The organism is Oxynema mangrovii CENA135 (assembly GCF_016632315.1).
Lineage (GTDB): Bacteria > Cyanobacteriota > Cyanobacteriia > Cyanobacteriales > Laspinemataceae > Oxynema > Oxynema aestuarii.
Map to the genome: position 1 here is coordinate 405,308 of NZ_JAEOXH010000001.1, position 21,776 is coordinate 427,083.

Consider the following 21,776-nt stretch of genomic DNA (forward strand, 5'->3'; position numbering starts at 1 on the left):
CGCCTCAAGTTAATTGAATTCGATTGAATTCGATTGAATTTAACTAACTGTAAAACAAGAATGGGGGGTGTTCTCAGCCAACGCCCCCCTTTTCGTTGATGTTTTCAATCGGCGTTCTTCAGTTGCGACATTCCGTCGGCGGTAACACGAGAAAATCTTCCCGTACCCAGCCGTAAGCGCGACTGGCAGGAAAGCCGACTTGATACCAAATATAGCCCGAGCGGTCTTCGGCGGCGGCCCAGGTATTCGGATCGCCGCCCCGATTGGCGCGCAGGATATCGACGTAATCGCCGTCAACGCCGTAATGGCGGGCTTCGTAACCGAGACCCGGGCCTTCGCGGACGTTGACGCGCCCGTTGTAATCTTCGGTATAGAGTTCGGTGGAACAGTAGGAGGTATCGGAAATTTGATAGCCGATTCCGGCACCTTGTGCGAGTGCGGCTGCGGAGTGTATGGCGATCGCCGCTACTGGGGCGATCGCGCCGAGAATTAAAGGTCTGACCTTCATCGTTTTATTGAGTTGAGTTTAAAGATTGGCGATCGCGCGTTGATGCACCTCGAATGTGGCGATCGCGATGCACCGACTATAGCCGCCCAAAAGGGCGATCGTCACTGATTTCAATAAATCTTTAATATTGTCTTGTGTAGAGTAAAACGGGTTGAATTTGCACGGTTTACGGTCGATCTGGCTTTGCTAAATTAAGAGATGAATCTCAGTAGGGACGAAAAACTTTTCGCCTTTTGATGTTGATTTTTCCTGTTATCCCTCGTTCAATTTATACCCAATTTGCGCAACGCCGACGGCATTATGGTGAGCTTTCATCCCTCGATCGCTTGCATCGAGAGATGAACTCAGATATAATTAAATCCCGTCGTCAATTTGTCGCACTTCTTCGGGACTTAACTGCACCTCGATCGCCCGCACCGAATCCTCGATACTAGATACCTTGCTCGCGCCGGGAATGGGAATAATACAAGGTGATTTAGCCCGTAACCAGGCTAAAACGATACAATATACAGAAACTCCTTTCTCCGTGGCCAGTTGGGCGATCGCCCGGATATCTTGCACATTGCCGACGCGACGGGACCCGCCGAGGGGACTCCAGGGGAAAAAAGTGAGTCCCTCGCGTTCGCAATAGTCCAATACCCCCTCGGTTTCCGGGTTGCGGTGCCAGGGATTGTATTGATTCTGCACGGAAACGATCTCGACGACTCGGCGCGCTTCCTCGATTTGTTTGACCGAGAAATTGGAAACGCCGATATAGCGAATTTTTCCTGCTGCCACCGCTTCCTTCGCCGGGGCCAGGGACTCGGCGATCGCATAGGCCGGATCCGGCGCGTGGTATTGCCACAAATCGATCGGCTTTTCGCCGCCGAGGGCTTCAAAACTCCGGGCGATCGCCCCTCGTATGTGCTTGGGGTCGCCGTTGAGCTTCCAGGTTCCCCCGGGACGCATCAGCCCCCCTTTTGTTGCTACAAAAATACGACTTTTATCCCCGGAGTAAGATTGCAGAGCTTTCGCAATTAACTGCTCGCTGTGATGCTTGTCCGATTCGTCCTGGCAATAGGAATCTGCCGTATCGATGAGGGTCACCCCCAGATCTAAGGCGCGATGAATGACGGCGATCGCCTCAGATTCCGGCGGTCTGCCACTAATCGACATCGGCATCGCCCCCAATCCGATCGCGCTGACTTCTATGTTTGTATTGCCTAATGTTTTAGTTTCCATATCGATGCTTTTTGAGATTTTGCTCTCTTCATTTGGTATCATTTTTTAGCCAATTTTCAATCTTTCATTTGTTAGATTTTTGAATGAAATATATCAATTCTAGATTGCCTGTCATCGTCCAGGGATAACATTCAACTCGATTCGACCCTGGGTAACCTCCGAGTTCGGTGGGTGGATTGGATGCAGACCATCCGATTTACATCGGATCTCTATAAATGTTTGAGAACCTGCAATTTCACCCTGGATTCGATCTCAATCTAAAATCTAAAATTTACAATCTAAAATCCCTTTAACTCGAAGCACTGGTGTAAAAACGAGTTGCAAACCGCCAAAATTTATTAGAAATAAAAAAGAGGGCGATCGCCAAAAATAGGGAAGCGAGAATCGAGGGAAAGTTCACCCGTCCGAGAAAGGTTTCCGCCGGAACTGTCGTTAAAAAGGCAACGGGAACGATAAAGGTAAAAAAGACTCGATAAGCGACAGGATAGGCGACCATCGGAAATCGTCCCGCTTCCAGCAATCCTCGCAGAACTTCCGTAACATTATAGATTTTGACAAACCAAATACTGGTAGAACCCAACATAAACCAAAGACTATAAAGCACGATCGTGCCAAAGATTATAGGAATAATTCCGAGCAGATAATTAGATGGCGCAATTCCGATCTTACTGCCTCCATAACCAATTAAAATACAGCCAAAAATTAAATCTGGGATACCCCAAAGTGAAACGATGCGACTCGACAACCAAAACTGAGAACTTATCGGTTTGAGTAAAATAAAATCGAGAGTTCCCTCTTGGACTTGTCGGACGATACGATTGAGATTGGGAACGAGAAAAATAGTAGAAAATCCTTGTAATAAGGTAAAAATCCCCAAAACAATGAGGGATTCTTCCCAACGCCAACCCGCAAAGCTGTATCCGGTTCGATAAAATAGAAATAAACTAAAACAACTACCGATCAGGTTACCAATACTGCTCAAAGTCGCCATTAAAAAGTTAAATCGATATTCTAATTCGGCGGCGATCGCCGTTTTCCAAAATAAGCTTAAAACTTTTAAATATCGTCTCATTGTCTTTCTATAAAATGTCTATTGTTTACGGGCGATCGACAATCGAGCCATCTTAAATTAGTTGAAACAATCAACAGATAAACTTTGCTTCGGTGGGTGGATTCGGTGTTGGTCTGGGAAGGATACAGCACTCAGGCGATCTGATGAGGTACAGTGCCGATCCCTCTATCCCCCCAACCCCCCTTTCAAAGGGGGGTTGGGGGGATAAAGGGGGGAACGAGGAAAGTAGGGGTTTGGTAACCAAACCCCTACTTGGAGAGGGGGATTTAGGGGGATCTAAATGTTTTACATAGCAGAGGAAAATGCTATAGGTTAAGCGGTTGAGCCTTGAAATTGGGCGATCGCTCGCAGTTCCAGCAAGCTGAAATTCCTTAATCTAAAATCTGAAATTCTCAAGCTCCCATTCCAGAATAGCGCTTTACTCCTTGTTTCCATAACCAACGATTAAAAATTAGGAACGCCAACAACCACGCGATCGTTACCATGAATCCGCGACCAATATCTATGGGTAAACCGATTAAAAGGGCGGTGGGGAAATAGAGTAAATAGGGAAATGGCGTCCATAAAACGATTTGGCGTAAGGTTTCGGGAAATACATCTAAAGGGGCAATCATTCCCGATAAAAAGATATAGATTAAATACCAAAACTGCTCGATCGCGACGACTCGTTCCAACCAAAATGAAAATAAAGCAAAGGTATATTGAATTAAAAATCGCAATGAGAAAACTAAAACGACGGCGATCGCCGTTAACAAGAATTGACTGAGAGAGGGAATCCAAAAGACTTCGGGATAAATCGCAAAAAATAATAACAATAGTCCTACTAAAAAGGGTAATCGAGCCAGTCGTTCGCTCAGATGTTCGCTTAACGGATGCCATACGGGATCTACCGGTTGTAAAAGCTTCGGCGAAAGACTGCCCGTAACCACTTCTTTTTCAAATGTCCAAATGACCCAAACTACTGTTAATTGACGGATGATAAATACCGAGAGAAAATAGCGAAAAATATCAAGTGAATCGAGATTAAAATTGACTGTTTGTGAGGCTTCACTCCAAATTCCCATCATGATTAATGGGAAAGAACCTGAGAGTACCCAAAACACAATTTCAACTCGATATTCGAGACTGTTTGCGTAGTAAGTAGACAGAAAAACTTTTGCCAGTCCGAACAGACGTGATAGCATTTTAAAGAGCATTTTACAAAAGGCGATGGAGTAATAATAAGCAATGTTGAGATCGAATTCATTCCGGAGTTTTAATAATAGAACCATCGATAGTTCCGGCTTGAAAGACCCGGGCGATCGTTTCTTCGATGGGCGGATCGGTGATGGTGAGGTCTAAAATATCTAATTCCGAGATAATTTTACTGACCGTTTTGGTCAAGTTTTCTCGGAAAACGAGCAAGCGAATCGATTGACCTTCGAGGGATTCTATCTCTCCATACATGGCGAGTTTTTCTTTGAACTTTTCTTGGTTTTCAATCGGATAAGTTAACTCTAATTGAACTTCTCTATAAGGGGCAAAGTTTTCGACTAAACCTTCCAGACTGCCATTGTAAATTAACTGTCCCGAGTAAATAACGATGACACGATCGCACAGGGCTGTAATGTCCGCCATGTAGTGACTGGTTAATAAAATAGTCGCCCCGGTGAGTTCGTTGTATTCCTTCAAAAATTGGCGGACACTGACTTGGGCGTTGACATCTAAACCGAGGGTCGGTTCGTCGAGAAATAAAACTTGTGGTTGGTGTAACAACGCCGCCATTAACTCGACTTTCATGCGTTCGCCGAGAGATAATTTACGGACGGGTTGATTGAGTTTTCCCGATAAAGATAACATTTCGGTGAGTTCGTCGATGCGACGCTGACATTCACGATCGCCAATTCCATAAACGGCCCCATTAATACGGAGGGAATCGAGGGCGGGAAGATCCCACAAGAGTTGTTGTTTCTGCCCCATAACGAGGGTAATTTTTTCCAAAAATCGGGATTCGCGACGATAGGGAAGGTACCCCGCCACTTCTACCCGTCCTTCGGAGGGATGAATCAGTCCGGTGAGCATTTTGAGTGTCGTTGTTTTTCCGGCGCCATTAGGTCCGAGAAAGCCGACAAATTCGCCAGGTTGGATGTCGAACGAAACCTGTTTGACCGCTTCAATATGGCGATATTTGCGCCGAAAAAAGTGATCGATCGTACCTTTCAGTCCGGGTTCTTTAATGGGAACGGGATAAACTTTACTGAGTTTTTCTGTAATAATAATAGGCTGAGTTGAGGGGTCTTGCATGATTCGTGTTAATCTTTTTTTTAGAACAATTCGCGACTCCCGATCGCCTCGGCCCAAATTTCTCCGGCTTTAACTTGAAGAATTTGCGAGGAACGAATCCAATCTTGCTCGAAAGCATCGAGATGGGTAGCTGTAATGAGGGTTTGAAAACGGGTTTGAATGGCGTCGAGCAGTTGATTTTGTCGTTTGGGATCGAGTTCGGCGAGGACGTCGTCGAGGAGTAAAACGGGCGGTTCGCCGACGACTTCTTCAATCAGTTTGAGTTCGGCGAGTTTGAGGGCGAGAACGAGGGTGCGTTGCTGTCCTTGTGACCCAAATTGTCTCACGGGGAGGTCGTTGAGGTTGAATTCGATTTCGTCGCGGTGGGGACCGACTAAGGTGGTTCCTTGATAGTGTTCGGCGATCGCCTTTTCCTGAATTTTATCGAGAAACGCTTGTTTGCCGCGATCGAGATCGTCTCTCACTTCTGGATCGCTCATTGCTTCTACATTAGGAGCGTATCTCATCTGTAACGCTTCGGTTCTGCCGCTAATGGCGCCGTGCCAGGTTTCCGCGACTGGGGCGAGACGGTCGATCGCCCGCGATCGTCGCAAGGTGACTCGGGCGCCGATCGCCGCCAGTTGGGCATCCCAGAGGGCTAACTCGGAATCGAATTGGGCGGGATCGGGGCGTTCTCCCCCGTCGCGCGTTCGCATTTCTTTGAGTAAGGCATTGCGCTGTTTTAGGACTTTACTATACTTAGCGAGCAAGTCCGCATAGATCGGTTCGAGTTGGATCAATAAAGTATCTAACCAAGTTCTACGCCCGTCGGGACCGCCGCGAACCAAATCTAAATCCAAACTGGAGAATTGAACGACATTGAGGATGCCCAAAAAATCGACCTGACGGCGACAGGTTTCGTTATTGACCGTCACCGTTCGGCGACCGTTACTCCGCAGGGCGATCGCCAAATCGACGGGATTGTCAAACCGCTTGAGAGTGGCATGAATTTGGGCGATCGTTTCATCGTTGAGAATCAAATCGCGATCGCGCCGGGCTCTGGCACTTTTCAACGTCGAAAGCAAGGCAACAGCTTCGAGTACATTGGTCTTACCTTGAGCGTTGTCCCCGACCAAAATCGTTTTGGGGGCGTTAAATTCGACTTCGGCGTCGCGATAATTGCGAAACTGCCGCAGGTGCAGGCTTTGGAGAAACATAAAAGGTGGGGAGGGCAACTCGACAGTCTGTGGGGCGGGCATCTTGCCCGCCTCGAACCCAGTTAGAAATCGGAATTCAGAAAGATTCAGCAATTAGAAGAATTGCACTCGGATTGCCAAGATCCCTCTAAAATCCAAACTCTAACTTTCCAACAAGGTTTTTAGTTTTTAGTCTTTATTCATCCGTGGAAACAGGCGTAAAAAGATTTTTTCGAGTTCGACCCAAATAAACAACAACGTACTGAACCCGAGACAGACCGCCAGTTCCGTAGGAGTGAGAACGTCGGTTCCGAAAAAGTTACGCAGGGGTTCGACATAAATGAGCATGAGCTGCAATAAGGTCGTAATCGCCACGGCCCCGAGAACGTAAGGATTGGAAAAGGGGTTGACTTCCACCGTGAGGCGCGTTTTCGATCGCACGGCGATCGCGTGACCCATTTGAGAGACGCACAGCGTCGTAAATACCATCGTTTTCCAGGTTTCCGAATTCTGATGGTAAGACCAATACATCAAAGTAATCGTAATGATGGAGAACACGATTCCGATGCGGATCATGTAGGCGCCGAGTCCTCGGGCGAAAATACTTTCGCGGGGGCTGTAGGGCGGGTGTTGCATCACGTCCGGGGCGGGGGGTTCCACCGCTAACGCCAACGCCGGGAAGCCGTCGGTGACCAAGTTCATCCAGAGAATTTGCAACGGCGTCAGGGGAACGTCGGGGAGGGCGAGAATCGGGGCGGCGGCGATCGTGAGCACTTCGCCGATGTTGGAACCGAGAATATATTTAATAAAACGGCGAATGTTGGTATACACGACACGCCCTTCTTCCGTAGCGGCGACGATCGTCGCGAAGTTATCGTCGAGCAGGACCATATCGCTCGCTTCTTTGCTGACGTCGGTTCCGGTAATCCCCATCGCGATGCCGATATCCGACTGTTTGAGGGCGGGGGCGTCGTTGACCCCATCTCCGGTCATGGCGACGAATTTACCGCGTTTTTGCAGGGTTTGAACGATCCGCAGTTTGTGTTCCGGGGAGACGCGGGCGTAAACGCTGACGGTATCGACGATTTGGTCGAGGTCGGCGTCGGACATTTTTTCGAGTTCCTGTCCGGTGAGGACGCGATCGCCTTCCTGGGCGATGCCGAGATCGAAGGCGATCGCCCGGGCGGTCAACTGGTGATCTCCGGTAATCACCACCGGGCGAATCCCGGCGTTGCGGCATTTTTCGACGGCGTTGCGAACCTCCGGACGGGGGGCGTCGAGCATTCCCACTAAACCGATCCAGATTAACTCCCGTTCGTGTTTGGCTTCCGAACCTTCGGCGGGTCGTGCGTCGAGGGGTTTGTAGGCGAAACCGAGAACCCGCAAGCCGCGAGAGGCCATTTCGTTATTTTGGCGGACGATCGCCTCGCGGTGGTCCTCGTTCAACGGTTCGAGGCGATCGCCCACCTGAATTTGAGTGCAGCAGTCGAGGGTCAGTTCCGGCGAGCCTTTGGTAAACATTAAAAACGGCGGATCGTCCCGGGTCGCCTCGGTTCGCGGGAAGGGCAAACTGCCGCCATCGGTCAACTCGTCCCAACTGCCGACCTTACAAATGGCGCTCATCCGTTTGCGTTCGGAAGAAAAAGGAAACTCCGCCACGCGGGCGAGGCGATCGGCAAATCGATCCTTAGTAATTTCTAATTTCCCCGCCAACGACAGCAGCGCCCCTTCTGTCGGATCGCCGACGATCGCCCACTGGTCGTCCTCGTACTGTAAAAAAGCATCGTTGCACAAAACACAAGCAAGCAACAGGGGCGGCAGTTCCGGATATTTCTCTAAGTTCTGAATCGTCGCTTGGCTGTCGCGATCGGAATCACCGGGATTTTGACCGTCATGCTTAAATTCTCCGCTCGGTTCGTAGCCGTCTCCCGTGACTTTAAAGCGGTGGCTGGGAGTTTCGACCGCCTGAACCACCATTTTATTTTGCGTTAGCGTCCCCGTTTTATCCGAGCAGATCGTGGTCACCGAGCCGAGGGTTTCCACCGCAGGCAAACGGCGAATTAAGGCATTGCGCTTGACCATGCGCTGGGTGCCCAGGGCCAAGGTCACCGTAATCACGGCGGGCAAGCCTTCGGGAACCACCGCCACCGCCATACTCAAGGACACTTCGAGTAGATTGCGGAAGCTTTCGACCCCCTTCGCCCACGTCCCGCCAATCACGACGATCGCCACCAAAATTAACGATCCGGTGACCAAGACGTTGCCCAATTGGGTCATGCGGCGCTGTAAGGGCGTTTCCTCGTCTTCCACGGACTGGATCATCGCGGCGATTTTGCCCAATTCCGTCTGCATTCCGGTACTGGTGACGATCGCCTTCGCCCGTCCTTTGACCACTTCGGTCCCTTGGAAAATCATGTTGACGCGATCGCCGATTCCCGTATCCGCCTCCAGGGCGATCGGAGCATCCTTATCCACTGATTGCGCTTCCCCGGTTAACGCCGCTTCGATGACTTGCAAGTTCGACTCTTCAATCAAGCGCCCGTCTGCCGAGACTTGCACCCCCGCTTCGAGCAGGATGACGTCTCCCGGAACTAATTCTTTTGCAGAAACTTCGACAATTTTGCCGTCGCGCACCACTCGCACTTGCGGGGAGGCCATATTTTTGAGGGCGGCGAGGGCTTGTTCCGCTTTGCTTTCTTGCAAGTAGCCCAACACGCCATTGAGAATGACGATCGACATAATCGCGATCGCGTCCTTCGGAAATTCCCCATCTTGTAAGGACAATCCGCCGGACACGAAGGCGACGGCGATCAACATCAACAGCATGATGTTTTTGAACTGATCGAGCAAGATCGCCCACGCCGTGCGACCTCCCGTATCCTCGATTTCGTTCGAACCGTAGCGTTCGAGCCGTCGTTCGGCTTCTGAAGCACTCAAACCCTGTTCCGGATCGCTTTGCAGTCGCTCCAGGGTTTGCTCGATTTCTAATGAATGCCAGGCGATTTTAGAATCCTGCACAGATTGGTCAGACATGAGTATGCTCGTGCTTGCGAAAAAGATCGGTTGCCCAACTCCCCTCAACGGGAGGATCGTACCGAGGGTTGGCGCGATCGAACTGACCCTATTGTATGATTTTCGCGGGATAGAGCTTTGCCGCGAGCCATGGCGACCCACCCTGATTCGCCTGAATATGGCCGACTGCAAGGGGAGCGTGGGTTGAGGACGCGGTGGCTTAATCCGATCGCCACACTTGGGTTAGAGAAGTGAGCTGTATTCCGAAAGCGGCGATCGCCGCGTCGGGGTTGCCGACACTGTCCGCTAACATGACCTCAATTAACGCCCCAGGCAGATCGGGAACGATTCGAGGCAACCATCGCGCGATAAATGCGGGCAGATGCACGAGTTTAACGCGATCGCTACCGTTGAATGCGCAGATCCACTCATCCAGGGGGCGACATTCCGGCCCGGCTAAATCGAAAATGCCATCGCGATCGCGATCGAGGGCCGCCACGATCGCCCCGACCACGTCATCGAGATAAATCGGCGCGATCTGCTGCCGACCGGAACCGAGGACGAGAACCGTTTTCCCCGCTTCGGCGAGCCAGTTTTGCGCCGTCCGCCCGGGGTTGTGGGGAGAACCGACAATGTGGGTGCAGCGAAAAATCGTCACCGGACAACCACTCGCCTGTAGCAGGCGTTCCGCTTGCGCTTTCGTCCGTAAATACGGATTCGTCGCCTCTTCGTGCGCCCCCACATAACTGAGAAAAACCAGGCGCCGGGTTCGATCGCCCGCGATCTCCGACAGTAGGGCTTGAGTGGTCTCCAGATTGGCCGCCCTATAGTCGCCGCGAGCGGGTTTGAGGCTGCCTGCGAGATGCACGATCGCCTCCGATCTCGCGATCGCCTCTCGGGCCTCGGCTGAATTCGTCCAATCCGCAATCACTTCGCTCGCCGGAAGGTCGGCGGGGTCTCGAACCAGGGCGATCGTCGTTTCGCACCGACCTCGCAGGGACGCGAGTAATTGCCGCCCGACTTGGCCATTAGCGCCCGTTATCGCTACTGTTCCCCATTTCATTGCTTCTTATTTTTTAACCTTATTTATTGACAAATCCCCTTATAAAATAGGCGATCGCCCTCAATTTTGTTGAGTATAAATCTTCATTCCAATACTTAAGAAAATATAAATTCAAAATAATTTCAGTAATTATTGTCGATTTTCAGTTTAATTCGCTACCATTTAGCCAAATTGACGACTGAAAACCCACTTTTTGGAGGTTTGGCGATGGCCAACACCACCGCATTTGACACCGAAACTGGAGGGCGATCGCAAAAGCGACAACTGAGCCTCCCCGCTTGGTTGGCGCTGATTTGTATCGTCGCTTTTAGCGTTTTACTGATTGCCGGAGCTGCTATTTGGAAAAATGCACCTCCCGTTCCCGAAATCGTGCGATCGTCCCAACAAGAAACCGTTCTCACCCGCGCCGACATCCAAGACGGACAAGAAACTTATCTCGCCCGTGGCGGTCAACATATCGGCAGTATTTGGGGACACGGCAGTTATCTCGCCCCCGACTGGACCGCCGACGTTCTCCACCGTTGGGGGTTAGCCACCGCCGGGATTTTATACCGCAACAATCCCGACTTTTCCCAACAAGATTTAGACACCTTATCTCCCGTAGACCGCGCCAGCTTACAAGCGCGCGTCAGCGAGCAATTTAAAACCAACCGCTACGATCCTAAAACTCACAGCTTAATCCTAACCAAAGCTCAAACTAAAGGATTACAAAAAGTCTTTGAAGACTATCGCGACCTCTTGAAAAACGGCTCCGTCGTCCACTCCATCCCCCGAGGTTGGTTCAAAGACGACAGCCAAATTCACAACGTTACCGCCTTCTTTACCTGGACCGCTTGGGCCGCCTCCGCCAACCGTCCCAACGCCCCTTTTTCCTACACCGCCAACTGGCCTCACGATGATTTAATCGGCAACCAACCCCCGGCTCAATTCATCATTTGGTCGATCGTTTCCGTCATCGTTTTAATCGCCGGAATTGGCGCCTTTGTTTTTATCTATCTCGCTCAAGAAGAAACTGACGAAATCCTCCCCGTTCCCGCCCGTCCTGCGGTTCGCATTCCCACCGCCAGCCAAAAAGTAACCGCCCTCTTTTTCGGCGTCGCAATGGCCCTATTTTTAGTGCAAATTATCATGGGAATGGTGACCGCACACTACGCTGTTGAAGGCGATGCATTTTACGGCATTCCCTTAGACCAATTCCTCCCCTACGCCGCCTCTCGTACCTGGCATTTACAATTGGCGATCTTTTGGATTGCCACCTGTTGGCTCGCTGCGGGACTTTATTTCGCCCCACGTTTCGGCGGATTTGAACCGAAACATCAAGCATTAGGAAATACAGTTTTACTGGTTGCCTTAACCGTAGTCGTTCTCGGCGCGCTGGCAGGATCTTGGGCCGCCGTTCAAGGGGTTTTAACCGGAAATAATAGTTTTTGGTGGGGTCATCAAGGCTACGAATATATCGAACTCGGTCGAGTTTGGCAGTTGCTGTTAATTGGCGGCATGGTTTTCTGGTTGTGGTTGATGTACCGCGCTTTTAAACCTGCGTTGAAAAAAGAGAAAAATCCGACGGGATTGAGTCACTTTTTCCTCTACAGTGCCATTACTATTCCCCTCTTTTATTCTGTCGGTTTGATGTACACGAACCACACGCCGTTAAGCGTGGCGGAATATTGGCGCTGGTGGGTAGTTCACCTCTGGGTGGAAGGCTTTTTTGAGGTGTTCGCCACGGTGGTCATTGCCTATTTGTGCAGTGAATTGGGCTTTTTGAAAAAGTCCTCGGCCTTGCGAGCCACCTATTTAACCACGTTGCTGTATTTGGGCAGTGGGGTGATTGGCACGTTGCATCACTTGTATTTTTCCGGAACGCCCTCGTTTATTGCTGCCTTGGGTGCAGTTTTTTCGGCGCTGGAAGTGGTGCCGCTCACGTTGATTGGATTTGAAGTTTTAAAGACTTTAAAACTCTCCAAAGAAGCGGAAGGATTTTATCGTTGGCCGTTGCGCTTTTTTATCGCAACTTGTTTTTGGAATTTAATTGGCGCGGGGGTGTTTGGATTTTTAATTAATCCGCCGATCGTGTTGTATTATTCTCAAGGATTGAATACCACGCCGATTCACGCTCATGCAGCTTTATTTGGGGTTTACGGTTGTTTGGCGATCGCCCTGATGTTGTTTGCGTTACGGGAGTTCGTACCCGATCGCGCCTGGGACGAACGCTCGATAAAATTTGGCTTTTGGGCGATTAATGGCGGCTTGGTGATGATGCTAATTTTCGGCTTAATTCCCAATGGCTTTTATCAACTCGTTCAGTCGGTCAATCACGGTACCTGGTACGCGCGCAGTGCGGAAGTAATTAGTATGCCGTGGATGCGCTGGACGGTATGGTTGAGAATTCCCGGCGACGTGATTTTCTCGATCGGAACGATCGCCCTATTTTTCTTTACAGTCAAGGCGATTTATGCCGTTTATCGTTTCCCGGTAAAAGGGACTGAACCCGAATTTAGTTCCCTCGAAGAATCCGTCAAATAGAGGATATCGACTGATTCGCCAATAAAGGAGAAAAGCCCCAATCGGCGATCGCCATTGGGGCTGTTTTCAACTCTATAAGTGTTAATTTGCACGAGCAATTATTGAATGGAGATAGCGATTAATGTTGACCGCTACCGCCGCCGACTTGTAATTGTGACAGGAGAGCGCCCGCGCGAGATTCCACACCGCTAAACAGTTCGTCAATCGTACTGACATTACTGCCAAAAGTACGAATTTGCGACCAAATACTGCTCAAACGAGACCATTCTTGCTCGCCAACCTCGAAAATAGGGATATCGGTGCGCGGAGGTCGGGCGCCGCGATCGGCCACAATCCCTTGAGCCCAGCGCTCGAACTCGTCAGGGGCGTAAATTCCCGCTTTGGCGCCCTTACCGACGACGAGAGCTTCGCGAATTTGGCCGACTAAAGTCATTATCGTGGCATAGCGTTCTTCACCGCGACCGGGCGCTTGACTGCCCTGGCGGGATTCTCGGTCTTGACGGGCGAAATTATCCAGATCGACCCCCAATTGCCAGTATTCCCGACGGCGATCGGCAATTCGACCTTGCAATTCGTTGCACTTGAGTGCAAACGCATTCAGTTTAGTTTGATAAGTTGCCGCCGCTTGCTGCAGTGCAAGTAATTCCCGAACCCCTTCAATGGCAGCACACCGCGTTTTAATTTGTTCCAGTCGCGAATTAATTTCGCGCACTTCACTGGCATAGACAAAATCGGCAATTTGTCCGAGGGTATCGGAAATATTTTGAGGAAAACTCAGGGACGGTCCCGCAGGTGATGCCGTCGCTTCGCCCCCTCCTGCGGGACGATCCATTCCCGTTTGGACGTTGCGAACGACCATTTCTCCTTGTTCGTTGAGGGTCACGTAAGTCGGATTGTGGGTCGGTCGCTGTCCGCTAATGATTTGGCGGCGATTGCGAACGGCACCGACCCATGCTTCCCCATGACGCACGGTTCGAGTGACACTGGCAATCCGTGCAGGCGCTCCACTGACTAGGGAGGCGGTGGTGTCGATGGTCGAGCCGATCTGACGGACGACTTGTTTCACTTGATTGATTTGTTCGAGTCGGGTGCGATCTTCGGCGCCTTCCCGATTCACTTCATCCTGTCGGATGGCTAATAAGTTGCGCTGAAAGCCGAGATAGGCGGCGTTCATTTCTTGAGCCGCTTGGGTCGTTTGGTTCGAGAGTTGGGTAACGGTTTCGTCTGTTTCGGGGACGCTCAAGCGCGCGGCGATATTGCCTCCCTCGTAAGCGTCCATCGCGCGAGCCGCAACCGCTCGCGCATCGTCTAAACCCGTTTCGAGGGCGCCGACCATCTGTTGTGGGTTGGTGACGCCTAAGAGATTTTGCATGGCTTCGAGACGGGTTAAGGAGGTAAAGAAGCCGTTCGCACGGGGAACCCAAGCGTTATAGCTTTCGGCACGCTGTTGTTCTTCGGCGCGCTGGGTTTCCATGGTGCTGATGTGGTCCGTACACCAATCGACCCCCCCTTGATACATTTCTTGGGCAATCCCCGTTGGCGCACCCCAGATCGAGCCATCGCCGCGCACTAACCCTTGATAACGGGCTTTGGTTCGACCACGGGCGATAATTTGTTGGTCGAGGTAGTTGGTTGAGGGCGCGACATTGGTCAAGCGGGCGTCGGCGTATAGTCCTTGCTCGACTAGGTTTTCGGTTTCTTCTCCGGCAGCACCGAGCAAGCGACGGCTGTAGCCTGCTTCTCCCGGGGCTTTTTCGTTGCCCATTTCGTCGGGGAGGAAGGTCATGCGACCTGGATCGGCGCCGACGTGTTCATTACCATCGCGCTGGATGGTCGGGTCGGAGATCTGACGCTGAAGGGAAGCAGTTCCGGTTTGTTGGACGACGTGAGTTAATTCGTGAGCGAGAAGTTGTTGTCCTCCGGAGCTGTTGGGATTGTATTCTCCTTGTTTGAAGAAGATATCGGATCCGGTCGTGAAGGCGCGGGCGTTGAGGGAACGGTTGAGGCGATCGCTGGGTGCATCGTGATGAACTTTAACTTGGCTGAAATCGTTAGCAAAGGCATTTTCCATCGGTTCGCGGACGGTTTCGTCTAAGGGATGTCCGCTACCGCGCGCTTGCTCGATACTCGTTTCGATTGCCGGTTGGGCGATCGCCTCTGCTGCAGAATCCGCACGCTTTCGCATGAGTGTGATGGGTAACTTGGGCGTCGCGGGACGATCGCCCCGACGTTGTACGGAGTGGTTCGCCTCGGAGGAATGGATCTGCTGTACGACTTGCTCGGCAACGCGATCGGCTTCCTGTTCGTATTCGTCCCCCGGTGCGCCCACGGCGAGTTTAGTTTGCACGTCAAGTCCGTCGCTCTCTTCGGGATCTGCCGATTCGGAACTACGCTGAACCGTGTCTAAGGTCGTGTTTGGGCGATCGCCCCCGCTTTGCATTAACGGATGTACCTCTGCCCAATTCTCTGGCAGTGGATTATAAGCGGGTAAGGCTTCTTCTGGGGAGGTTTCAGCTATAGGATCGCTTTGAATACTAATGGGTGGCGAACTCAGATGTGTTGTTTTTTGAGAACTCCCTAGAACCCAATTCGACTGTTTTTGAATTTTTTGATGGGTCATTGTTCGCCACTCCCTGAAATCAATCTCGATCCTGAAATTAATCATTTTTTAGCATTGATTTTGATAGACTTGTCCGTTTTGTAAACATTTCTGAATAATTGGGGCGAGCCTCTCTCAAAATCCTTTAAAAATAAGTAATTTAACTTATTTAAAATCGACGTCGCGAGCCGGATGCCCGCCCTCTACATTGCTCAAATCACACAATATTTTCCTGCAATAACCTGGCAATCATTGCCACTCTAGAAGAAACCGACCCACAAGCAAGAGTCGCGTGACCCTTGAAAAAGCGACTGTGGCAGTTCCTGTAAGGGTTTATGGAAAGCTTGCCGAAACATCCGTCATCGAGAACAGTTTTATCCGCGTTTATACTGATGATTACTGATGACTTATGCGTCTGAGGCGATCGCCTCCCTACAATTTCGATCTCTCCGATCTATTCGATCTATTTTGCCTTCTAAAATAGCGATCGCGCCGCAACCGATATGGTAAGCTAAATTAACCGGAACCGCATTGCCAATTTGTCGATATTGAGAGGCGATCGAACCGACAAATTGCCAGTCGTCGGGAAAGGTTTGAATCCTCGCATATTCGCGAATATTGAGCGGTCTCGTCTCTTGAGGATGACAGCGTTCGGTTTGTTTTTGCGCCGGACTACACGTTAAAGTGAGCGAAGGTTCTTCCCAAGACAATCGTCGCGCCATTCCCGTTTTCCCACCACCGAGATAAAAGCTTTTTTGCATGTAAGCTTTTTGGACTTCTAGGGGTAAATCCCGCCAATATCCCCCTGGGGGAACGAGTTCGAGAACTTTTTTCTTGTGTTCGGGATAAGTCGTTCCCACCGATGGCGGACAATCTTTTAACGCCGCTCTCAGAGAGATCGTATAGTCTTTTTCTTGAGGAAAAATAGGCTGTATTGGATAATCTTTTCTGACGCCAATCAGAAATAAACGCTCGCGTTTTTGAGGAACGTCTAAAAATTGGGCGCGGAGTAATTTATAGTCAATGCGATAACCTAATTCATCTAAAACTCCCAACATCGTCGTCAAAGTTCTACCGGAATCGTGCTTGAGTAGACCGCGCACATTTTCGGCGATCGCTATTTTTGGTCGCACTTCATCGACGCAACGCGCAAACTCAAAAAACAGGGTTCCGCGAACGTCTGCAAAGCCTTTTCCCAATCCCGCATAACTGAACGCCTGACAGGGGAATCCTCCCGCTACAATATCAATTTTATGTTGATATTCGTTTAAATTCACTTGAGCGATATCTTCGTGAATGACGTTCCATTGCGGACGGTTTAATCTTAAAGTTTGCGTGCAGTCGCGATCGCACTCTACTAATAATTGAGTTTGCAAGCCTGCATTTTCAAATCCCAACGCCATCCCGCCACAACCGGAAAATAACTCGATCGCCGTGTACGCAGTTGACGGACGGGTTAAAACTTTGAATTCTCCCGATTTCGACGGGTTTCCTAAAAAGTTATTGTGAATTCTTTTTAATTCTTCGAGTTCAAATATTTTGCGACGATCGCTCGTTCTTTTTGATTTAATTAATTGTTTCTTTTCCCACTGGCGGATCGTGTCTGGAGAAATACCTAAAATTCGGGCAGCTTCTTGGACGGTGACCATGTTTGAGGAAGGCGATCGTTGAGTGAGTTAGGGTAAAAAGGCGAGAGGGTCGTTCCGCTTGGGATACAAGAATCGAGATCGAAGCTGTTGCGATCGCCCGGATCTAAATTGACCCTGAATTTATTTTAAATTCAGTCTTTTAAAGCGATCGCAAACTTCCCGAATTGAACCGGAGATCCCTATTCTTGTAAACGGCGGTAACGACGCTCTCGGTTAACGATTGAACGCTCTGTTTTCCCTAAACGACCACCGCAGCTTTTTGTGCGAAAATCTTTTCTAAGATTTCTTCCACCGCGCGATCGGGGGTGGAAGCACCGGAAGTGACGCCGACGATGATTTTACCTTCGGGTAACCAATTGTCTTGGATCTCAATGTCTTTATTTAACGGTTTGTGTTCGATCCGATTCCCGGGAAGAATGCGATCGGGACTGTCGATATGATAGGACGGAATCCCCCGCTCGATCGCGATTTCTTGTAAGTGGGTGGTATTGGAAGAATTAAAACCGCCGATGACAACCATTAAATCGAGTCGATCTTCGACGAGATTTAACATCGCATCTTGTCGTTCTTGGGTGGCGTCACAAATGGTATTGAACGCCATAAAATGCTCGTTTAATTTATCCGGACCGTATTTTTTCATCATCGTGCGCTCGAACAGTTTACCGAGTTGTTCGGTTTCACTTTTGAGCATGGTGGTTTGATTGGCAATTCCCAACCGTTGCAAGTCGCGATCGGGATCGAAGCCTGCGGAGGTCGCGTTGGCGAATTTCGCCATAAATTCTTGTTTGTCGCCGCCGTTGAGGATGTAGTCGGCGACATATTCGGCTTCTTTCATGTTGAGAATCACCAGATATTTTCCAGCGAAGGAACTGGTCGCTAGGGTTTCTTCGTGTTTGTATTTCCCGTGAATAATCGAGGTGTAATCGGCTTTTTTATGTTTTTCAACGCTGTTCCAAACTTTGGCAACCCAGGGACAGGTGGTATCGACGATGGTGCAACCTTTTTCGTCGAGGAGTTGCATTTCTTGAACGGTGGCGCCAAAGGCGGGAAGAATGACCACGTCGCCATTTCCGACGCCGGAAAAGTCTTTTTCACCGTTCTTGACATCGATAAAATCGACGTTCATCTCGCGCAGGTGTTGGTTGACGCCGGGATTGTGGATAATTTCGTTGGTAATCCAGATGCGTTCGGTGGGAAAATGTTGACGAGTTTCGTAGGCGATCGCCACGGCCCGTTCGACCCCCCAGCAAAAGCCGAAAGCTTCGGCGAGACGGATGGTCACGTCCCCACGGGTAAGGGTGTAGTTCAGATCGCGGATCTCTTGAATGAGGCTACTTTGATAGGCGCTATTCATCACGCCGGAAACTTCTTCGTCGTGACCGAACCCTTTCCGGTGATATTTTTCGGAACGTTGGAGCGATCGCTTAAATGCTTTGGTATCCATGCGGCAGTTGTCGAGATGATCTTCGCTTAGATCTTAGAATGCTTAGCCGATCGCCGCACGATCTAGATTTTAGATTTTAGATTTTGCACTTTAGATGAGCAAGGGGAATGGTGGCGTTGTCACTCCCGACTTCCCTAGAGTTCCAACTCAATATAGGTCATCAGCGCCGCGCGCCAAATCTCGTAACCTTCATCGTTGAGGTGCAATCCGTCGGTGCTTAACTCTGGTTTGAGATTCCCTTCGGCGTTGGCGAACAGGGGATAAAGATTGAGAAAGCGAACGCCTTCGTTGCGGGCGATCGCTTCGAGTTCGCGATTGATCGATTTAATTTGTTCGTTTGGGATCTCCAAGAGGCGATCGCGCCCTTCCCACGTCGCCTGTGGCCCGCTATGGGGCAAAATGGACTGGACTACAATCTCGCTATTGGGATGCCAGGTGAGCAGATCGCGGATAATCAGCCGTTGATTCTCTAAAATTTGGGCGGGGGGGATCCCGCGTAACAAGTCGTTAATGCCGATCATCACGAAGATGACCTCGGCTTTCACCTCGTCAAATAATGGCAGCCGTTCTAATAAACCTCGCGAAATTTCGCCGGAAATCCCTTGATTGAGCCAGGTCAGTTGGGGGGGCAGTAACTGCGGCGGAAACCACAAACTGATCGAGTCCCCGGCGAGAATACCGAGACGAGGGGGCGGATTGGCGGCGATCGCCCGGGCTTCTTTACCCAGTTGTTCGACCCATTCCTCGTAAGTCCAGGTATGGCGCGGCCCCAATTGGGGGGTCGGCGTCGGCGTTGGGGCAGTGGTTGGGGTCGCCGGACGATTGCCGTCGAGACGGGCCGCTTCCGAGTCACTGGTTTTCGGCGTTTCGAGTAGCAGCAACACGACCGTAAACAGCAAAATCGCATTCGTCGCCAAAGACAACACGGCCCACGGCGGTACGGGAGTAGCAGTAGAAGCGGCTAAATTTGATTTCACGGGGTTTGAAAGAGACTTGAAACCCAAAGCCATCGCTGGTAAAGAACAATCGATCCCGCCTCGATTGGCCATCTCAAACAAGGGCTTATAGGCGGGCGCGGCGATTCTCCGTTGGAGACGCTGCGCGATCGCCCACCCAAAAAAAAGCGGTAAGGATCTTATCCCAGTCTATTGAAAACTTTCCAAAAACCGCAATCGATCCACAACACCTTGACTACATTTTGACCTCGGCGCGATCGCCTCGGCGCTATACTCGTACACCGAGTCCGGCGATCGCCCCGAAACCGCTAGCCTCGAGGCATTCCTCCCGTATCTTTTAAAAAGCCACTGTACGCTTCCATCCCGTGTTCGCTAATATCCAACCCTTTGAGTTCTTCTTCGGCTTCCACGCGAATACCCAGAGTGGACTTGAGAACGACCCAAAAGATCGTCGAAGCGAGGACCGTCATCAATCCGATTGCGGCAATCCCGAGCAACTGAGTCCCCAGTAACTGCACGCCACCCGTGTAAAACAGTCCTGCATCGATATTGAACAGTCCCACGGCAAAAGTGCCCCAAGCGCCGTTGACCAAGTGAACCGAGGTCGCACCGACGGGATCGTCAATTTGCATCCGATCGAAGAACGTCACGGCAAAGACGACCAAAACACCACCGATCGCGCCGATAATCGCCGCACCGATGACGCTGACGCCATCGCAGCCCGCCGTGATCGCCACCAGTCCGGCCAGGATCCCGTTAATAATCATCGATAAATCCGGTTTACCCAGGTAAACCCAAGCGACGATCGTCGCCGCAATTCCGCCCGTCGCCGCCGCAATATTCGTGGTCACGGCAATATGGGCAATTTGCATGTTGACCGCCATCGTCGAACCCGGGTTAAAGCCGAACCAGCCGATCCAGAGAATCAAACAACCGAGGGTCGCAATACTCATGTTGTGACCCGGTAACGCACTCGGTCTTCCTTCTTGATATTTACCCAAACGAGGCCCGAGGAAATAAGCACCCGTCAACGCGGCCCAACCGCCGACCGAGTGAACCACGGTAGACCCGGCAAAATCTTTGAAGCCCATATTTCCGAGCCAACCGCCGCCCCAAACCCAATGTCCGGTAATCGGGTAAGCAATACCGACGAGTAAGAGGCTGAAGATCAAAAAGTCTACAAATTTAATCCGTTCGGCGACGGCCCCGGAAACGATCGTGGCGGCGGTTCCGGCGAAGGCAACTTGAAACAGGAATTTCGCCGCGAGGGGAACCCCAGTCCAACTCAGGGAACTGAACACCCCTTCGTAAGCGTCTTCCATGGCCGGACTGTTATCCGGTCCGGCGAGGAAAAAGCCGTTCATCCCGACAAAATCCGTACCGTCGCCAAACATCAAACCGAAACCGATCGCCCAGAACGCCACCGTCGCCAGGGCGAACACGATTAAGTTTTTCGAGAGGATGTTGACGGCATTTTTCTGGCGGCAAAAGCCCGTTTCTAACATCCCGAAGCCCGCGTTCATGAAAATCACGAGGATCGAGGCCACGACCACCCACATGGTATCGAGGGCGATCCGATTTTGTTGGGCCAAATCGGTGACATCGTCGGGAAAAGCGGGGGGAGGGCTTTGAGCCACTGCCGCCACACCCCAGAGTAAGACAATAATGGAGGCTAGGGGCAGACAAGCCTGCCAGCTTGGGGAGAGTCTCCCGATAGCCTGTTTTAAGGATTGCCAAAACGTAGCACCCTGCCGCGAACGGAAGTTCCGAGACGGAGAGCGCCGCTTGCTTGTACGTTTCAACTTCCGGTTAAACGAGAATTTAGTGGTCATGCAAACCTCGCGGTAGAACGGAAACCGCCATTTCCGAGGAACGATTCGCAAATCGCCCCGGTGGCGGAGGAAGTTTGACCCGGTGGATTTTCCACCGTCCCCACCAAGGGGGAGAACGAGAAGAGGTGCAGTTCTCGCCCGCTCCGGTTTGTCGTAGCCGGAATCGCTTACCCTGCACGGTGTTGTTGTAGGGGGGGCTTGACGAACGGCCCCTAAGCGCTGAGTTTAGATATCCCACTCAAGCAGGATAAAGAGGCGGTGAGTCCGGTGGTCTCGATCGCCCTTCAGAAAGTGCGATCGCCACGAGACCCCTTTTCGGGCGCCACCTGCATTTATCTCTCCAGACGTCGGAGCGAGTTGTAGTAGTCGATACATCCGATCGAGGGATCCGATGCCTGCGCGAGAATTGGCCAACCCTGCGCGCTGCCATACAGAAAAA

At 51.0% G+C, this 21,776-nt stretch carries 14 protein-coding genes; 1 reads left to right on the forward strand and 13 read right to left on the reverse strand.

Annotated elements, in window-relative coordinates; genetic code table 11:
* Window positions 1-118: 118 nt before the first annotated feature.
* The 8 genes from JJD41_RS01595 to JJD41_RS01630 form a co-directional block, all read right to left on the reverse strand.
* Complete coding sequence (locus JJD41_RS01595) at window positions 119-508, reverse strand: SH3 domain-containing protein (RefSeq protein WP_200664418.1); 390 nt, start codon at window positions 506-508, stop codon at window positions 119-121.
* A gap of 354 nt (window positions 509-862) precedes the next feature.
* Window positions 863-1,729 carry an aldo/keto reductase gene (locus tag JJD41_RS01600; protein ID WP_200664419.1) on the reverse strand — a complete coding sequence of 289 codons (867 nt, stop codon included), beginning with the start codon at window positions 1,727-1,729 and terminating at the stop codon, window positions 863-865.
* A gap of 289 nt (window positions 1,730-2,018) precedes the next feature.
* Entirely contained in the window at window positions 2,019-2,801 is a 783-nt protein-coding gene (locus tag JJD41_RS01605) for an ABC transporter permease (RefSeq protein WP_200664420.1), read from the reverse strand.
* A 392-nt stretch (window positions 2,802-3,193) separates the two neighbouring features.
* A complete protein-coding gene (locus JJD41_RS01610; RefSeq protein WP_200664421.1) occupies window positions 3,194-3,985 on the reverse strand; it encodes an ABC transporter permease in 792 nt (263 codons plus the stop codon).
* A 58-nt stretch (window positions 3,986-4,043) separates the two neighbouring features.
* Window positions 4,044-5,084, reverse strand: coding sequence for an ABC transporter ATP-binding protein (locus JJD41_RS01615; protein WP_200664422.1), 1,041 nt, complete (start codon window positions 5,082-5,084; stop codon window positions 4,044-4,046).
* A gap of 20 nt (window positions 5,085-5,104) precedes the next feature.
* Window positions 5,105-6,280 (reverse strand): DNA replication/repair protein RecF, encoded by a 1,176-nt coding sequence (gene recF, locus JJD41_RS01620; RefSeq protein ID WP_200664423.1) that lies wholly within the window; start codon window positions 6,278-6,280, stop codon window positions 5,105-5,107.
* 168 nt (window positions 6,281-6,448) lie between these two features.
* Window positions 6,449-9,292 (reverse strand): cation-translocating P-type ATPase, encoded by a 2,844-nt coding sequence (locus tag JJD41_RS01625; RefSeq protein WP_200664424.1) that lies wholly within the window; start codon window positions 9,290-9,292, stop codon window positions 6,449-6,451.
* 199 nt (window positions 9,293-9,491) lie between these two features.
* Window positions 9,492-10,334 (reverse strand): SDR family oxidoreductase, encoded by an 843-nt coding sequence (locus JJD41_RS01630; RefSeq protein WP_200664425.1) that lies wholly within the window; start codon window positions 10,332-10,334, stop codon window positions 9,492-9,494.
* A gap of 132 nt (window positions 10,335-10,466) precedes the next feature.
* Between JJD41_RS01630 and JJD41_RS01635 the strand changes: the two genes are divergently transcribed.
* Window positions 10,467-12,857 (forward strand): nitric-oxide reductase large subunit, encoded by a 2,391-nt coding sequence (locus JJD41_RS01635; protein ID WP_234488463.1) that lies wholly within the window; start codon window positions 10,467-10,469, stop codon window positions 12,855-12,857.
* A 118-nt stretch (window positions 12,858-12,975) separates the two neighbouring features.
* Here JJD41_RS01635 and JJD41_RS01640 read toward each other — a convergent pair whose 3' ends face one another.
* From JJD41_RS01640 to JJD41_RS01660, 5 genes are all read right to left on the reverse strand, one after another.
* Window positions 12,976-15,477, reverse strand: a complete 2,502-nt coding sequence (locus tag JJD41_RS01640) for an eCIS core domain-containing protein (protein WP_200664427.1) — start codon at window positions 15,475-15,477, stop codon at window positions 12,976-12,978.
* 386 nt (window positions 15,478-15,863) lie between these two features.
* Complete coding sequence (gene dcm / locus JJD41_RS01645) at window positions 15,864-17,105, reverse strand: DNA (cytosine-5-)-methyltransferase (protein ID WP_200664428.1); 1,242 nt, start codon at window positions 17,103-17,105, stop codon at window positions 15,864-15,866.
* Between the two features lie 238 nt (window positions 17,106-17,343).
* Window positions 17,344-18,549 carry a 4-hydroxy-3-methylbut-2-enyl diphosphate reductase gene (locus JJD41_RS01650; protein WP_200664429.1) on the reverse strand — a complete coding sequence of 402 codons (1,206 nt, stop codon included), beginning with the start codon at window positions 18,547-18,549 and terminating at the stop codon, window positions 17,344-17,346.
* Window positions 18,550-18,683: 134 nt separating this feature from the next.
* On the reverse strand, window positions 18,684-19,526 hold the full coding sequence (locus JJD41_RS01655; protein ID WP_370583698.1) for an SGNH/GDSL hydrolase family protein: 843 nt from the start codon (window positions 19,524-19,526) through the stop codon (window positions 18,684-18,686).
* Window positions 19,527-19,813: 287 nt separating this feature from the next.
* A complete protein-coding gene (locus JJD41_RS01660) occupies window positions 19,814-21,337 on the reverse strand; it encodes an ammonium transporter (protein ID WP_200664431.1) in 1,524 nt (507 codons plus the stop codon).
* Window positions 21,338-21,776: the final 439 nt, after the last annotated feature.

Bases quoted from the DNA above. Each gene is read 5' to 3' on its own strand.
- JJD41_RS01615 (WP_200664422.1), bottom strand. From the start codon at position 5,084: ATGCAAGACCCCTCAACTCAGCCTATTATTATTACAGAAAAACTCAGT.
- recF (WP_200664423.1), bottom strand. From the start codon at position 6,280: ATGTTTCTCCAAAGCCTGCACCTGCGGCAGTTTCGCAATTATCGCGAC.
- JJD41_RS01610 (WP_200664421.1), bottom strand. From the start codon at position 3,985: ATGCTATCACGTCTGTTCGGACTGGCAAAAGTTTTTCTGTCTACTTAC.
- JJD41_RS01625 (WP_200664424.1), bottom strand. From the start codon at position 9,292: ATGTCTGACCAATCTGTGCAGGATTCTAAAATCGCCTGGCATTCATTA.
- JJD41_RS01640 (WP_200664427.1), bottom strand. From the start codon at position 15,477: ATGACCCATCAAAAAATTCAAAAACAGTCGAATTGGGTTCTAGGGAGT.
- dcm (WP_200664428.1), bottom strand. From the start codon at position 17,105: ATGGTCACCGTCCAAGAAGCTGCCCGAATTTTAGGTATTTCTCCAGAC.
- JJD41_RS01630 (WP_200664425.1), bottom strand. From the start codon at position 10,334: ATGAAATGGGGAACAGTAGCGATAACGGGCGCTAATGGCCAAGTCGGG.
- JJD41_RS01600 (WP_200664419.1), bottom strand. From the start codon at position 1,729: ATGGAAACTAAAACATTAGGCAATACAAACATAGAAGTCAGCGCGATC.
- JJD41_RS01595 (WP_200664418.1), bottom strand. From the start codon at position 508: ATGAAGGTCAGACCTTTAATTCTCGGCGCGATCGCCCCAGTAGCGGCG.
- JJD41_RS01605 (WP_200664420.1), bottom strand. From the start codon at position 2,801: ATGAGACGATATTTAAAAGTTTTAAGCTTATTTTGGAAAACGGCGATC.
- JJD41_RS01660 (WP_200664431.1), bottom strand. From the start codon at position 21,337: ATGACCACTAAATTCTCGTTTAACCGGAAGTTGAAACGTACAAGCAAG.
- JJD41_RS01650 (WP_200664429.1), bottom strand. From the start codon at position 18,549: ATGGATACCAAAGCATTTAAGCGATCGCTCCAACGTTCCGAAAAATAT.